We start from the raw sequence: 14047 nt of genomic DNA, 5'->3' as shown, positions 1-14047 counted from the left end.
GACTTTCTTCGCCGATCGTTGATCTACAGGTGTCCCGTTGCCTCGTTCAAGCCCCCTTGACCTGCGCACTCACGCCATAACGCAGCGGCGTTGGACATCGCTCCTACACGCCCACGGCACCGAGGACCAGAGCGGTGACGGCGTCCCGGTGCGCGCGCTTGTTCTGCCAGTGCAGCCTGCGGCCGGCCTCGACCACGACACCGAACCCCGCGTGCACCAGGACCCGGGCCTGGCGCGGGTCCAACTCCGGTCGGGCCAGCCGCAGTTGCTGCTCCCACGCGGCGATGTGCTCGCGCTGCGCGAGAATCAAGGGCTGCCGCAGGTCGGTCGGCAAGCCGCCGATCTCGGCTTCGGCGACGCTGGTGAGCGCGGTGTGCTCGAAGCTGTAGGCCACGTACGTCGCCGCCAGCGAGACCACGGCGTCGTGCGGGTCGGTCACCTCGTTGAGGCTCTGGTCGACAGCCTGGGCCAGCAGTCCCGCCGCCTGCAGGCACGCCGCCACCAGGATGTCCACCTTGGTGGGGTAGTGGCGGTAGATCGCGGACGGGGCCAGCCCCACTGCCTCTGCGATCTGGCCGTTCGTGACCTTGGCGAACCCGTCCCGCGCGAACAGCGGAACGGCGGCGGCCAGAATCTCCGCGCGCCGAGTGCGCGGCACCGGCTGGACAGGCAGTTCGACTGAGCGCGGGCCGCCGACGGCCCTCGTCGGGTCGGTTGCGGACACGCGCAGGGCGGACGCCAACAGCGCGTCCTCAAGCCGACGTTGGGCGATGGAGACGCGATGCATCGCGACGGACCCGATCGCGCCGAGGGCCGCTGCAGCGCGCAGCTCCGCGTCGGGCAGCGGGAACTCGCGCCGCACCACCTCGGTCACCCGACCGGCGACGCGTGCGACCTTCGCCCCGAGGAGTCGGCCGTCCTCGGGGTCGAGGTACCGGGCCTCCCATCGGTAGAGGCCGCCCGACGCGCGATGGGCCACGGCGACCCGGGTGGCGGCGCCGAGGACCTCCGCCAGGTCCGCCCCGGGCGGCACCTCGTCGAGCGCTGCGACGAGTCGGTCCACCAGGACGTTCGCACATTCGGCGAACAGCGCGTACTTGTTGGGGAAGTGCCGGTACAGGGCCGCCGCGCTGATTCCCACGCCGGCGGCGATCTCCTCCATGGACGCCGCGTTGTAGCCGCGCTCGCTGAACACCCGGCCGGCCGCCTCGACGATGAGCTGCTTGCGGTTGCGCGGTCGACTGGCCGCGATCGGCACGGTGATCACCGGCAGGGAGACGTACGGAGAGGCAGGACCATGCCCACCAGTGAATCACAAGACGATCGAAGGGCCGAACCTGTCCGGCGCCGACCGCGCCGGACGTGACTCGCGGTTCACTTCCCATGTGATTTCTCGTTAACGAAACGCTTCTTGTTCGGCGGCATCGCGGGCATAATGGCGCACGATCCCCGACCCATCCGGAACTCGAGGAGTGGCATGTCCAGCGATACGGCTCCCGCCTGGTCCTTCCGGCACCACTGGATGGCACAGGCGGCCACCCATGCCGCGATGCGGCCTGACAAGCCCGCGCTGCGCTACCTCGGGGCCACCACGACCTGGGCCCAGCTGTCGCGGCGGTCGTTGCAACTGGCCGCCGCGCTCGCCCACCGAGGTGTGCGCGCGGGTGACCGGGTGGCCATGCTCACCCTGAACCACCCCTGGTTCGTGGAAAGCGTGTTCGCGGCGAACAGCCTGGGCGCCATGGCCGTCCCGCTCAGCTTCCGGCTCGCGCCGCCGGAGCTCGGCTACATCCTGGCCGATTGCACGCCGTCGGCCATCGTGGTCGACTCAGGGCTGTTGCCGCTGCTCAACGCGGTGCCCACCGCCGCATCGATCGGCACGGTGATCGTCATCGGCGAGTCGGACACGGCCGAAGGGCACGCCCGGTACGAGGACTTCCTGGCCGCGCACGAGCCGATGGAGCTGCCGGGCATCAGCGAGGAGTCCACGGCGCTGATCATGTACACCTCGGGCACCACCGGCCGACCGAAAGGGGTGATGCTCTCCCACCGCAACATGCAGGTACAGGCGATCACCTGCATTCGGGCCATGGAGATCTTCGACGACTCCGATGTCAGCTTTCTGGCCGCACCCTTCTTCCACATCGCGGGGCTGGGTTCGATCGTCGCGAACTTCCTGGTCGGCGGCACGGTGGTGATCCACCCGCTCGGAGCCTTCGATCCGCAGGCCGTGCTCGACGCCTACGAACGCGAGGGCGCCACCATCGTCTTCAACGTACCGCAGCAGTGGGACCTGCTCTGCGCCCAGCCTGACATCGACAAGCGGGATCTGAGGCTGCGCATCATCAGCTGGGGTGCGGCGCCCGCGAGCGATGTGACGCTGCGTGCCATGGGCGAGAGGTTTCCCGATGCCCTGAACGTCGCGGTGTTCGGCCAGACCGAGACCTCGCCGATCACCTGCGTCCTTCGCGGAAAGGACTCGCGGCGCAAGCTCGGCTCGGTCGGCCGGCCGATCCCGACCATCCAGTACCGCATCGTCGACGCGTGCATGAACGACGTCGCCGTGGGCGAGGTCGGCGAGATCGTCTACCGCGGCCCCACGGTGACGCAGGGGTACTGGAACAAGCCCCAGGAGACCGCGGACGCTTTCGACGGCGGCTGGTTCCACTCCGGCGACTTGGTGAGGATGGACGAGGAGGGGTTCGTCTGGGTTGTCGACCGCAAGAAGGACATGATCATCAGCGGTGGCGAGAACATCTACTGCGCCGAGCTCGAGAACGTCATCGCGGAGCACCCGCAGGTGCGGGAGGTCGCGGTGATCGGCAGGTCCGACGAGCGCTGGGGCCAAGTGCCGGTCGCGTTCGTCGCCCTTGCAACGGACGCCGACCTGACTCTGAGCACCTTGACGGGGTTCCTCGATGGGAAGCTTGCCTCCTTCAAGAGGCCCAAGGACCTCGTCGTGGTTCCCGAGCTTCCCCGCAACGCGGGCGGAAAGGTCGTCAAGAGCCTTCTGCGTATCCAGGACGGCGCGCAGGCACAAGGGCAGGACTGAGCTTGTTCTTCAACCTCTGCCGGTGGTCGGCCTACGGCTGACCGCAGGTTTCGGCGCTCCCCGGACAGTGGGACTGGTGACGGCTCCGGCTTTACGATCACGACATGATCAAAGGAGTGATGTTCGACTTCTCCGGCACACTGCTGCGCATCGAGTCGACCACAGAGTGGCTCGGCGCGGTCCTGACGGCGGCTGGCATCCGTCCGGTTGGCACGGATTTCACCGACTGGGTACAGCGGCTGACGGAGTACGGAGCGCTACCGGGCGGACCGGCACCGCTGCACGTGCCCACGCACCTCGAAACACTCTGGCGTGAGCGGGACCTGAGTGCCGACCAGCACCGAGCCGCCTACACCGCATTGGCCCAGGAGGCCGGGCTGCCAGTACCGGAGTTGGCGCAGGCACTCTATGACCGCCACATGACGCCCGCCGCCTGGCAGCCCTACCCAGATGCCGAACCGACGCTGCGTGAACTGCGGAGGCGGGGGCTCCCGGTGGCTGTGGTGAGCAACATCGGTTGGGACCTTCGGCCGGTCTTCCGCGCCCACGGACTGGACGAGCTGATCGACACCTACCTGCTCTCCTTCGAGCTGGGCGCGCAGAAGCCCGACCCGGTGATCTTCAGGGCTGCCTGCGACCGGCTCGGCCTGTCACCCGCCGATGTACTGATGGTCGGCGACGACCGCATCGCGGACGGCGGCGCGCAGGTCCTGGGCTGCCCGGTGTACTTCGTAGACCACCTGCCGGTCGATCGGCGCCCGGGCGGACTGGCCCCGGTCTTGGGCCTGCTCGGGTCCTCATAGCCGACTTCTTCGGGAGAGCTCGACGGTCAAAGACTGCGGGATTCCACGTTCGCCGGACAGCGAAGTGGCCTTGGGGTGATCATGTGCGCTGTCAAGACGCTGATGATCAAACCAAGGCCATGAAGGTGAGTCTGCTGGACGATGCTGCCCGCGTCGAGTCCCTGTCCGTGTTGTCCAGGTTTCGGGCCGACTTCTACGACTGCCTGACTGCCCGGGCGGACGCGCTGTTCGAGCTGACCGACGCGCTTCTGTGCGCTGACGGACCGGTGAAGTCGTTGGTCGACCTGACGCTGACCGCCGAGCACCGGCGCGGCCATGGCGCGCTCTATGGCGGGCTCAACTGCGGTCGGATCGAGACCGACCGGCTTCGTGCCGAGCTGGCTGGGCTGCCGCTGCCGAGGACGGACGACGCGCGGACCGTGCTCGGCGTGGACGTCAGCCCCTGGCTGCGGTCCGACGCCCCCACCAGTGCGAACCGGCTGTTCTGTCACGCCTACGGACGAGCGAAGAGCCTCTCGCAGTTCATTCCCGGCTGGCCCTACTCCTTTGTTGCCGCACTGGAGTCCGGACGCACATCGTGGACAGGGATCCTGGACGCGGTCAGGCTCGGCCCCGAGGACGACGCCACCGCCGTGACCGCCCACCAGCTCCGCACCGTGGTCGAGCGGCTGATCGCATCCGGGCACTGGAGAGACGGCGACCCGGACATCCTGATCGTGATGGACGCCGGCTACGACGTCACCCGCCTCGCCTACGTCCTGGCGGATCTGCCCGTCGAGGTCCTCGGCCGGATCCGCTCCGACCGGGTGCTGCGACTGCCCAAGCCGCCCCGGGCACCGGGCACCAACGGCCGCCCACCCAAGTACGGCCCCGAGTTCGCCCTGGCCACGCCGCGCGGAGAAGGCCACGTGCCAGAGCAGGTGGACCTGCGGGTCCTCCACGGGCTGTCTCCTTCCTCGCGTACGGGTGTGTTCGTCAGTAAGCCGACCACCAGCCCGGGCTTCCGCCTGTGGGACCCGTCGGTGTCTCGGAGGCGACCAGCGCAGCGGCGCGACGGGGATCGCCGTCCGCCCGGTCGAGCAGCGCCGGCACGGAGTACTCCGCTGCCGTGGTGTCGAGACCGATGAACAGGCCGGGGCCGAAGCGTTCGCGAAACAGGCCGGCTCCCAAGTCGGGCCGGAGCCGGTGGAGTTCGCTGACGAGTTTCCAGGCCGTGGCGTCCTGCTGTGCCCGGTGCGCCGGGTCGCAGGCGTGCACGGCCTCGGTGACGCCAGTGTCGTCGGGGTCGTAGTTCCGCAGGGCCGGGAGCAGTTGGGGGTTGCCGGTGATCTCTGCCGCGCTGAAGGTGAGGACGTCGGTGCCCTCGGGATCGTCGAGCAGTTCCCTCAGCAGCGGGACGGCGCGCGGGTCGTGGCGGCGGGCCAGTCCGCGGATGCCCTCCGCGCGGGTATCCGGATCCGCGTCCGTCGTGCGCTCCCAGAGTGCGGAGCGGATCGCCGGACTGTCGACCTCGGCCTGGAAGCCCAGCGTGAACGTCGCCCAGTTGCGGACCTCCCGGCATTCGTCCCGGGTCAGCGTGATGAGCGCGCGGATGTCCGGCCCGTCCGGCAGGCCGGTGAGGACGCCGGCGAACGAGACGGCCACCTGCCCGCGGATCTCGGCGTCGGGATGCCCGGCGAGGGCGACCAGGACCGGAACAGCGCGCCCGTCGCATGTCCGCTCCATGGCACGGGCGAGGGAGCACAACACGTTGACGTCCTTCTCCCGCTCCGCGAGGAGGGCCAGCGCGGCCGCCGCCGTGGTCCGGACCGCCTCGTTCTGGTCGCACGCGTGGTACAGCAGGTCGCAGCCCATCGCCCGCTCGGCCCGGTCGCCCGAACCGAGAAGCCCCAGGCCGAACCCCAGCGACTCCACCCCGCCCCCGGCTGCCTGCCGCATCAGCGCCTCGTACTCGTCCCAGTCCCGGGCCTCCTCGGCCACCCGTGCTGCTGCCAGTGCCACTTCGACCAGTCCCGTGATCACGATCGCTTCCCTCTCCATCTGAACGACTCCTCCTCGACCCACGCCGGCACGGCGCTGTGAATCAGCGCGCGGGCGAGCTGCCCGCCCAATCAGTGCCTGTGCCGACGCGTTGAAGGCGATCGGGTCCGGGGTGCTCGGGTCGCAGCCGACGAGGGAGACGGTGCCCAGCGCGGTCAGGGCCAGGGCGAGGGCGCCGTGCCGCCGAGGAGTACGGCGCGGTGCCCTCGCACCTGGGGTCTCGGAGAGGCCCTGCGGGGTGGAGAGCAGGACGCCGACCGTCTCTCCGCGCGAGCCGCCTACGGTCCGGTTCGGTCGTCGCACTGCTCTGTTCCGCCCCACGTCGATCACCGGGTACGTCACAGGAGCTTGGCCGAGGCATCGTGAGGATTCGATGAGGACGGGTGCGGCCGATCCTGGCCGTCCTGCTGGGACTTCGGCCTGTGTGCGATGACGGATGGCGCCCGTGTAACGATCACCCTCATGCTCACGAACCCGCTGACCGAAGACGAGCTGCGCCCTGACGAACGCTGCCCGCCGCCGACCTGCGACCTCTGCGGCGAGCCGACAGACGATGAGGCGTCGATCGAGGTGGACGTCATCCGCAACAACGCCTGGACGCTGTACCTCCTTTACTGCTCGGAGGAGCACCTCAGGGAGCACCTGTCCGGCCCGCTCCCGGCGCCGGAACCGGAGTACGACCCGGCTCCCGCTCCGGCCGATCCGACTGACGAGCCCTGGGGCATCGGGCCCGGCTGCGCATACGCCATGCTGGCGCTGGCCGGCGCGCTGTTCCTGCTCGGTGCGCTGGAGGGGCTCGGAGTGTCGCTCTGGTAGCGGTGGACCTCGGTGCCTCATCAAATCCTCACGTCCAGCCTGCCAACCTCGTCCGGGCCGCTACACCTGGCACCGAAAGGCGAAGCCATGAAAGACCGCAAGGGTCTCTGGGAGCGGGTTCTCGGCGCCGGTCCGGAGAAGCCGTGGTTCGTGCTGGCCGCCGCCCTGCTGTTCTGGACCGGCCTGCTGGTGAACCAGGCGTTCATGGTCTTCACCGGCCGTACGGATCACCCGACCGCCGTCATCTCGCTCTTCCTGCTGCCGTTCGGCGTGCTGCACGCCGCTACGGCCATCGTCCACAAGCTGCGCGGAAACCGCGGCAGCCGCCGCGGCTGAGCGCAGCATGACACCTCGTACGGAGACGGATCGCGTGCCCGACCCCCGCCGCCGCACCGCCCTCACGATGATCGGCCGGATCACCCGTCTCACCGCCGCCACACGCGCCTGGAGCACCCAGACACGGTGGAAGGACACCCGAAACGAGACAGTTCAGCCATTCCCACACGGATGCGCGGCCGTCACGTCCTCCGTCCTGCGAGCGGTCGCCGGAGTACCGGCAGCGGCCGTGACCGTCCGAACACCGAGCCAGCTGCCGCCAGTACGCCTCGGCCAGGAGCAGCTGGACGCCGTGCTCGTCGCGATGGTGGAGTCCGCGCTGCTGCGCACTCCGCCCGGAGCCCGGGTACTGGCGAGTGCGGACGTGATCTCCGACCGCCACGGCAGCACGGTCGGGGTGCGGGTCCGGGTGGCGGACCGGGGACCGGACCTGGCCGGTGAGGCGAAGTACTGGATGCTCGTGGGACTGCGTGGCACAGGGCCCCTGTCCACCGCTGTCGGCGGGCTGGCAGCGGCCGTCTCACCATTGAGGACAACCCCGCGGGTGGCATCGTGTTCAACTTGGCGCTCCCGGCGGCGGCTTGAGCGTCGCCCGGCGCCTGGGCGACCCGGGCCTGCACGCCTACGCACTGCGCCACCACGGCAACGAGCTGCGCAAGTCCGGCTTTCACCTTCGTGCGCTGGACCGTCTTGGCCAGGCCCGCGACACCGCCCGCACCACCACCGAACGCGCCGAGGCGGTCATCCTGCTCGCTCGGGCCGCCGGAGCCGCCGGGCGCGCGGCCGTGTTCGATGCCGCGGTTGAGGAGGGCCGTCGGCTCTTGGATGAGGCGACGCCCACTGCGCTGTTCTCCGCGTTCACGCTGCACGAGGTCCGTCTTCGCGGTCTCATGGGCACGGGCCGGGTTGCGGAAGCGGTCCGGCAGCTCGATCAGGCGCCGGCCGCAGGGCTCGCAGCGACCTCCCAGTGGCGGATCATCGCGGCGATCACCGCCGACGAGGTGTTGTTGCGGCAAGGGGATGCGACCGGAGCCGCGCAGCAGCTGACCACCGCAGTCGATGGTGCGACTCTTCACCGTCTGCCGCATCAGCTCCAGCGTGTCGTACGGGCCGGTCACCGCCTGCCCGGGGTCCGCGAGCGGGCGGGTCGACGCCCTGGGACGGCTGAGGGCCGAGATAGCGGCCTGACGCCCGGCTCGGGGCAACGGAGACTGGCAAGGCCGGTCCTCCTCTCATTCAGGTGAACGGGTTTCAGGCACGGGCAGCTGGCGGACGGCGACAGGTGTCGGCCTGCCGGTAGTCGAATGCGGTATTCCGGCGGAGGGCTTCGGTGAAGTGGTCCTCGTCCCGCCCGGAGAGGGCGGCTGTGGTCAACAGGAGGCTCTGACCGCGGCGGACATCACCAGGCAAACGGAAGCACATTCGGTATCGCCCAGCAGGTCCGTACTCTCGCCTGATGGCGGAAGAAGGACACCGAGAACAGTAAGTTCGGTGCGTTGCCATTGGGCGAGCGTTCCGTTGCGGGCGTTCTTGCGGCAGTACTTCAGCCAAGTCGAGAGGTCGCTCGACATTGGGACGCGCGCGTGATCGTACGCCGTGACGAAGTCCCTCAGCAGCTCGACTTTTGGCTCGAAACTGGGCTTCCGCGACGTTGACCACGAAGCCGAGGCCGATGAGTTCCTGACGCCGCTCGTTGCTGAGGGAGGCGAATCGGACTCGCTTGCTGCGGACCTGGGCTGCGAGGGGGCGTTGGCCGACGGGGGTGAGGTACGTGCTCGGCACCAGGAGGTTTCCGTTCCTGGTCTTGTAGTCGGTCAGGTCCTGGACGAACTGGTCCCATTCGGCGTCCCGGATGTTCCAGACCACGCGCAGTTCGTCGAGCCGGCGTGCGACGGTGGAGGGCAGGGAACCGTGGCGGTGTCGGTGCTTGGCGTTGTTCAGCCAGTGCCCGGTCCTCTCGCCGCTGGGGCCGACCCAGTCCCGGGCGACGCGAAGGTGGCCGTTCGTGGCGTGGAAGACCCTCAGGTCCTCAAGGTGGCGCTCCCTGCGGGATGCGGTGGAGAGGATGGTTCTGGTGGTGATTGCTTCGATGAAGCCGTCCGGCCAGCAGATGACCGTCCCCGAGCCGGGGCCGGCAGGTTGGGCGCTTTGACGTGCCGTAGCGCCGGTATGCCCATGTCCCGGTGGTCAGGCGGCGCGGGACCTGGCGAGGACCAGGTCCGTGAACGTCTCGATGTCGGCGGCGTGATGGCCGAGGCGCTGGAGCCGGTCGACCGCGAGGAGCAGGGCCTGTGCGGCGGTGTCGGCCGCGTGGATCCCGGCGGGGCTGTCGGGCTGGCCAGCGCCGTCGGCGATCCACTCGGAGAGCTTCTCCACGCCCAGGTCGTCGAGGAGGAGGCCGTGGGCGGCGTGCACCTCGCTGACGACGGTGAAGACGGCGTGCAATCGGGTGGGTGCCTCGCGCTCGCAGCGCAGCCGGGGGTCTGGGGGAAGATCTCGGGGTCGTAGGTGCAGCCGGCCGGAGGGGAGGCCTTCAGCTGCTGCCAGGCCTCGGCTGCCGCCGCGTCGGTGCCCAGCGAGGTCGTGAGGGTGAAGGTGTGGACAGGCAAGGTCGGTTCCTGGTGTGTTGAGGGTGGGAGGTGGCTACGGGCGGACGGGGAGGGCGAGTCGTTCGATGCGGGCGGCCAGGTCGGGGTCGCTCTCGGTGCGGCCGAGTCGGCACATGGTGGTGGTGTGGACCGAGGTGGCCTTGACGCCGCGCATGCTCATGCACAGGTGCTCGCCGACGGTGAAGACGGCGACGTCGTCGGTGCCGGCGGCCTTGGCGAGGTCGTGGGCGACGTCGTGGGTGATGCGTTCCTGGAGCTGGAGGGCGTGGGTGTGGGCCTCCAGGTGCCGCACCAGCTTGGACAGGCCGAGGACGTCGGTGCCCGGTACGTAGGCGATGGAGACGCCGAGGGCGGCGGCGCCCTTGCGGGTCTCGGCGTCGCGGACTTCGTCGCGGTGCGGGACGGCGATGGTGACGGCGGCGCACCTGGCGTGGAGTGCGAGGGTGGCGCCGGCCCACAGTTCGGCGTCGTCGGGGTGCGCGATGGCAGCCAGGACCGAGCCCGGCACGGCGGCGGTCACCACAGTCCCAGCTTCTCGACGACGTCGGCGGGCTTGGGCAGCTGGGGGCTCGCCTGGCCGCTGAGGGCGATGGGCACGGCCAGGTCGCGGCGCACCGTGATCATCTCCTCCCAGCGGAGCACGTCGGCCCACGCAGTGGTGATCGCGGTGCCCTTGGCGCCGGTCAGCCGACCGGAGCCGGGCAGGTCGCGCAGCCGCATGCCGTCGCGCAGCAGGGTGGCGGCGACCTTCGCACCGATGCCTCTGACGCCGGGGATGTTGTCGGACTTGTCGCCGGTCAGGGCACGGAAGGCCGGCCACTGGGCGGGGGCGACGCCGTAGCGGGCGAGGACCTCGTCGGCGGTGATGATCCGCTGGGACGATTTTCGGGAGCGGTTGAGGATCCGCACGTGGTCGTCGAGGAGTTGGTAGAAGTCCATGTCGCGCGACATGATCAGGACCGGTCGGGAAGCGGCGGCCTGGGTGGTGAGGGTGGCGATGACGTCGTCGGCTTCGGCGTCGTCGACCTCGACCCACCGGATCCCGTGCGCGTCCAGGCCGTCCTTGACCGGGGCGAGGAACTGCAGGGGCTTGAGTGCCTCCGGTGTCGCCTCCCGGTTCGCCTTGTACTCCTGGTCGGTGGCCACGCGGTCGGCGGAGCCGTGCTCGCCGTCGAAGACGACCAGGACCTCGGGCTGCGCGACGTCGAGGTCGTCACGGATCGTGGCGCGCAGCAGGGCGAAGAAGGCGAACAGGCCGGTCAACTCGCGGGTCTTGTCGCGGGAGTGGATCGGGGCGGGGAAGCCGAAGGTGCCGGCCCATAGAAGGTTGAAGCCGTCGACGAGCAGCAACGGTGCTGGGGTTGCTGGGGTTTCGGGCATCACGACACCGCCTCCAGGAAGAAGTCAGCGATTCGGCGTGGCTCGAATTCGGCCGCTCTCCGATACACGGTCTGTGTAGTCGCGGCGTACAGTATGTCATTTTCCAGCAGGGTTTGTGCCGCCTTGTGGAGGGCGGCCGGTCCTTCGTCGTGGTCGACGAGGAGGTGGGCGCCGTGGCCTGTCGGGCCGATCAGGGCGGGCAGGTTGCCGACGCGGTAGGCGACGACAGGGGTGCCGACGTTCATCGCCTCCAGCGCCACCAGGCCGAAGGTCTCCTTGTGGCTGGGGATGATCACCACGGCGGCTTGGGCGAGCCAGGGCAGTACCTCGCTCCAGGCCAGCGCCCCACGCAGACGTACGCCCGGAATATGGGCTGCCGCTCGGTGACAGCGTTTGAGGAGCTCGGACTGCGAACCCGCGCTGGCCTCGAATCCGGCTTCGGCGAGAGCCACTTCGACTGGTCGGTTCCAGCCGGAGGCGGCCTCCAGCAGATCGAGCACGCCCTTCTCCGGCCCGAGCCGTGCGAGAACGCGCACCGGACCGCTGCGGCGCAGCTGCTCGCGGCGAGACGGCGTGGGCGGGGCCACCGAGGCGTCGGGCAGGAGCGCGTTGGGTACGACGCGGAGGTTACGCGGGCCCCAGCCTGCCAGCTCGTCGCGGACGACGGTGGAGGGCGCGAGGATGTGGGTGGCGCGGGCGAGCGCGGGCCCGGCCACCCGAGCACGCCCCGCCCGGTGACAACACCTGGGAGGCGGTTTACTTCGACCACCGCCTCGACAAGCTCACCGATCTGGCCGAACGCGCCGCTGCCGTCGGGGTCGGGCGCTTCGTCCTCGACGACGGCTGGTTCACCGTCCGCCGCGGCGACAGTGCGGGCCTGGGTGACTGGAACATGGACCCGCAGGGTGCGATGCCGCCGGTGAGGGCGCCCCAGCCTCGGATGAGCGACGGGCCCATCAGGCAACGCAGCTGCGGATCATCGCCACGAGCGGCGGTGTGTCCGGGTTCGGTTGGACCTCGTTGACGGCCTCGTAACCCCAGGACTCGTACAGCGCGAGCACTTTGCCGTCACCGGCGGCGGGGTTGACCATCAAGGTGACACGCTGCTCCTCGGTGCGGTTGCCGACGAGTTCCTCGTGGATGCGGCGGGCAGCGCCGGTGCCGCGCCACGGTGCACGGACGCCCAGTTCCTTGAGGGCGAAGACCGGGTCGGCGGTGAGGGCGGACCTCATCGGCCTGGACATTCGGGTCCACCAGCGGTCGCCGGATTCAATGGTGTTGCCGTAGGCGTAGCCGATTGGTTCACCCTCGTCGTATCCGATGACGGCTTCGAAACCGGGTTCGCCGCCATGGCGGTCGAGGCGCTCGGCGAACGTGGCGACGGCGTAGTTGGGCAGGTGGAGCAGCGGCGCTCGGACGTCGGCGTAGAGGTCGATCAGTGTCTCGCGCGCGAGGGGTGTCAGTTCGGGGAAATGGCGCAGGTCCAGCTCCGTCACGCGGGTGCCCTCCGGTTGTCCTGGGTGTACTGGTTCCACAGTTGCGCATGGGGACTGTTCGGCGCCACATTTACTAGGGCTGAGCCGAATCGATCGAGCATGCCGGCCACTCGGGGGTGCGCGGCCAGTACGCCCGGGATCCCCATGGCAGTGGTGACCGCGGGTTCGAGGCCACCTTGGCCGAGCTGGGCGCGGGCGAGTCGGGCGTGGGTGATTGCCCGGCTTCGCTGCATGTGCGAGCGGAGCAGGGCGAGGCTCCGGTGGGCGTGGGCCTCGGCGTCCTCGTAGCGGCCGAGCGCCAGGTGGGCCGCGAGCGCGAGGGAGTCGAGCTCGGCCTGGTCGTAGTGCGCTGTCAGCCAGACCGGACGGTCGAGACCGGCGCCGGCGCGGTCGAGCGCGTCCTGGGCGCGGCCAACGGAGCGGCGGACGGCATTCACGTCGCCGGTCAGGCCGTGGATCGCCGCATGTCGAGCGTGGCCGAGGGACGCGAACAGGGGGTCGCGGCGAGCGATGGGGAGGCTGCGGGCGACGTCGTTGGCGGCGAGCGCATCACCCGGCCGTCGCATGTGCCGGTAGAGGCTGCCGGCGTGGGACCAGATGCGGAACTGGATGGCACCGTCCCCGGACATCGCTGCCAGACTCGCGGCGCGCTCATGATGGCGCTCTGCGGCGTCGAAGCGTCGGCCATCGATGGCGGCCCACATGGCCGACGACATGAACGACGCGGCGCAACCGAACAACGCGGCGCGGACGCGCTGGCTGGCGATGCCCTGTTTCTGCAGGTCGAGCGCCTCGTCGGCGAGGGCCGCGGCGCGGGTTTCGATGCTCAGTTTGCCGCCGTGTCGGTGATCGCTGGCGATCACACCGGCGAATCTGGCGTTGAGCCGTTCCACATCGCTGTGACCGACCCTGCGCGGCGACGCCCCCGCAGGGGAACCGATCGCGAGGGTGGCCCCGGCAGCGGCGGCCATGAAAGATCGTCGATTCACATCGTCCTCCGGGTGCACACGATGACCCCTACCGGGTCGGATGAACCCGAGGTCTGGACCAGTACACCCGAATACTGCCCGGAGTGCTTGCTGGTGCTTCGCTGGCGGCCAACTTGTCTTGCCCGTCAGCCAGTTGTAGACGGTTCGCTCTGATACGGTGCCCGGCTTTCCCGTCAGCCCGCCAATCTCGACATTGACGCGGCGGGCCAACTCGGCCTGGGTCAGGCCGAGGTCGTCCATGAATCGGCGAAGTGCGAGGTTGTCCGCCATTCGCACAAAGTAGCCCCGCGACCACGCTCGGCGCGCGCGTTCGAGTAATGGGAGAGTCAAGTTTTCCGGTCGGTTGTGACTGGCGAGCGCTGAATTCTTCCTGACTCTCCGAACCCTGACCCGGGTTCGACGTAATTCGAGGGTTCTGGAGGGCCTGGTGAACTGAAAGCGCAGGTCATCGGGCTGCAGGCGGAGCGAACGGCCGAAAGTGCCTAGAGACGCGACTTTCCTGATTCGCCTGCGCTGGCCTGTGGCT

General features: G+C 69.5%; 14 protein-coding genes and 3 pseudogenes. 7 read left to right on the top strand and 10 right to left on the bottom strand.

The window, feature by feature from the left end; all coding sequences use genetic code 11:
• Positions 1-103 precede the first annotated feature (103 nt).
• Positions 104-1267, bottom strand: coding sequence for a TetR/AcrR family transcriptional regulator (locus ACGF12_RS36855; RefSeq protein WP_393040452.1), 1164 nt, complete (start codon positions 1265-1267; stop codon positions 104-106).
• 210 nt (positions 1268-1477) lie between these two features.
• On the opposite strand from ACGF12_RS36855, the gene ACGF12_RS36850 reads away from it, so the two are divergent.
• From ACGF12_RS36850 to ACGF12_RS36840, 3 genes and pseudogenes are all read left to right on the top strand, one after another.
• Positions 1478-3052 carry a long-chain-fatty-acid--CoA ligase gene (locus ACGF12_RS36850; protein ID WP_393040449.1) on the top strand — a complete coding sequence of 525 codons (1575 nt, stop codon included), beginning with the start codon at positions 1478-1480 and terminating at the stop codon, positions 3050-3052.
• Between the two features lie 119 nt (positions 3053-3171).
• Positions 3172-3855, top strand: coding sequence for an HAD family hydrolase (locus tag ACGF12_RS36845; RefSeq protein ID WP_393040446.1), 684 nt, complete (start codon positions 3172-3174; stop codon positions 3853-3855).
• A gap of 119 nt (positions 3856-3974) precedes the next feature.
• A pseudogene (locus ACGF12_RS36840) lies at positions 3975-4748 on the top strand (transposase); the annotation flags it as partial.
• A gap of 82 nt (positions 4749-4830) precedes the next feature.
• On the opposite strand, the gene ACGF12_RS36835 reads toward ACGF12_RS36840, so the two are convergent.
• On the bottom strand, positions 4831-5895 hold the full coding sequence (locus tag ACGF12_RS36835) for a HEAT repeat domain-containing protein (RefSeq protein ID WP_393040443.1): 1065 nt from the start codon (positions 5893-5895) through the stop codon (positions 4831-4833).
• Between the two features lie 462 nt (positions 5896-6357).
• Between ACGF12_RS36835 and ACGF12_RS36830 the strand changes: the two genes are divergently transcribed.
• The 3 genes from ACGF12_RS36830 to ACGF12_RS36820 all read left to right on the top strand — a co-directional run bounded on the left by ACGF12_RS36830 (position 6358) and on the right by ACGF12_RS36820 (position 8291).
• A complete protein-coding gene (locus tag ACGF12_RS36830) occupies positions 6358-6711 on the top strand; it encodes a hypothetical protein (protein WP_393040440.1) in 354 nt (117 codons plus the stop codon).
• 87 nt (positions 6712-6798) lie between these two features.
• Positions 6799-7047, top strand: a complete 249-nt coding sequence (locus tag ACGF12_RS36825) for a hypothetical protein (RefSeq protein ID WP_393040437.1) — start codon at positions 6799-6801, stop codon at positions 7045-7047.
• Between the two features lie 581 nt (positions 7048-7628).
• Complete coding sequence (locus ACGF12_RS36820; protein WP_393040434.1) at positions 7629-8291, top strand: hypothetical protein; 663 nt, start codon at positions 7629-7631, stop codon at positions 8289-8291.
• Positions 8292-8417: 126 nt separating this feature from the next.
• On the opposite strand, the pseudogene ACGF12_RS36815 reads toward ACGF12_RS36820, so the two are convergent.
• The 6 genes and pseudogenes from ACGF12_RS36815 to ACGF12_RS36790 form a co-directional block, all read right to left on the bottom strand.
• Positions 8418-8672 (bottom strand): annotated as a pseudogene (locus tag ACGF12_RS36815) (Helicase associated domain protein); the annotation flags it as partial.
• Positions 8673-8718: 46 nt separating this feature from the next.
• A pseudogene (locus tag ACGF12_RS36810) lies at positions 8719-8913 on the bottom strand (helicase associated domain-containing protein); the annotation flags it as partial.
• Between the two features lie 321 nt (positions 8914-9234).
• Complete coding sequence (locus tag ACGF12_RS36805) at positions 9235-9492, bottom strand: hypothetical protein (RefSeq protein ID WP_393040431.1); 258 nt, start codon at positions 9490-9492, stop codon at positions 9235-9237.
• A gap of 198 nt (positions 9493-9690) precedes the next feature.
• Positions 9691-10176 carry a GTP cyclohydrolase I gene (locus ACGF12_RS36800; protein ID WP_393040429.1) on the bottom strand — a complete coding sequence of 162 codons (486 nt, stop codon included), beginning with the start codon at positions 10174-10176 and terminating at the stop codon, positions 9691-9693.
• Complete coding sequence (locus ACGF12_RS36795) at positions 10173-11006, bottom strand: 5'-3' exonuclease H3TH domain-containing protein (RefSeq protein WP_393040426.1); 834 nt, start codon at positions 11004-11006, stop codon at positions 10173-10175. Before ACGF12_RS36795 ends, ACGF12_RS36800 begins: the two co-directional genes overlap by 4 nt.
• Positions 11007-11035: 29 nt before the next feature.
• Entirely contained in the window at positions 11036-11752 is a 717-nt protein-coding gene (locus ACGF12_RS36790) for a glycosyltransferase family 4 protein (protein WP_393040422.1), read from the bottom strand.
• On the opposite strand from ACGF12_RS36790, the gene ACGF12_RS36785 reads away from it, so the two are divergent.
• Positions 11680-12060, top strand: a complete 381-nt coding sequence (locus ACGF12_RS36785) for an alpha-galactosidase (protein ID WP_393040454.1) — start codon at positions 11680-11682, stop codon at positions 12058-12060. The two genes, ACGF12_RS36790 and ACGF12_RS36785, sit on opposite strands and share 73 nt — an antisense overlap.
• Here ACGF12_RS36785 and ACGF12_RS36780 read toward each other — a convergent pair.
• Complete coding sequence (locus tag ACGF12_RS36780; protein WP_393040419.1) at positions 11993-12532, bottom strand: GNAT family N-acetyltransferase; 540 nt, start codon at positions 12530-12532, stop codon at positions 11993-11995. The genes ACGF12_RS36785 and ACGF12_RS36780 overlap by 68 nt on opposite strands.
• Entirely contained in the window at positions 12529-13791 is a 1263-nt protein-coding gene (locus ACGF12_RS36775) for a helix-turn-helix transcriptional regulator (RefSeq protein WP_393040416.1), read from the bottom strand. The genes ACGF12_RS36780 and ACGF12_RS36775 overlap by 4 nt, the downstream gene beginning before the upstream one ends.
• Positions 13792-14047 lie beyond the last annotated feature (256 nt).

The organism is Kitasatospora sp. NPDC048296 (assembly GCF_043201815.1).
Taxonomy (GTDB): domain Bacteria; phylum Actinomycetota; class Actinomycetes; order Streptomycetales; family Streptomycetaceae; genus Kitasatospora.
This window is presented reverse-complemented; position numbering and strand designations above follow the sequence as displayed.

Coding starts and splice junctions, on each gene's coding strand:
- ACGF12_RS36850 (WP_393040449.1), top strand. CDS start 1,478: ATGTCCAGCGATACGGCTCCCGCCTGGTCCTTCCGGCACCACTGGATG.
- ACGF12_RS36845 (WP_393040446.1), top strand. CDS start 3,172: ATGTTCGACTTCTCCGGCACACTGCTGCGCATCGAGTCGACCACAGAG.
- ACGF12_RS36835 (WP_393040443.1), bottom strand. CDS start 5,895: ATGGAGAGGGAAGCGATCGTGATCACGGGACTGGTCGAAGTGGCACTG.
- ACGF12_RS36830 (WP_393040440.1), top strand. CDS start 6,358: ATGCTCACGAACCCGCTGACCGAAGACGAGCTGCGCCCTGACGAACGC.
- ACGF12_RS36825 (WP_393040437.1), top strand. CDS start 6,799: ATGAAAGACCGCAAGGGTCTCTGGGAGCGGGTTCTCGGCGCCGGTCCG.
- ACGF12_RS36775 (WP_393040416.1), bottom strand. CDS start 13,791: ATGGCGGACAACCTCGCACTTCGCCGATTCATGGACGACCTCGGCCTG.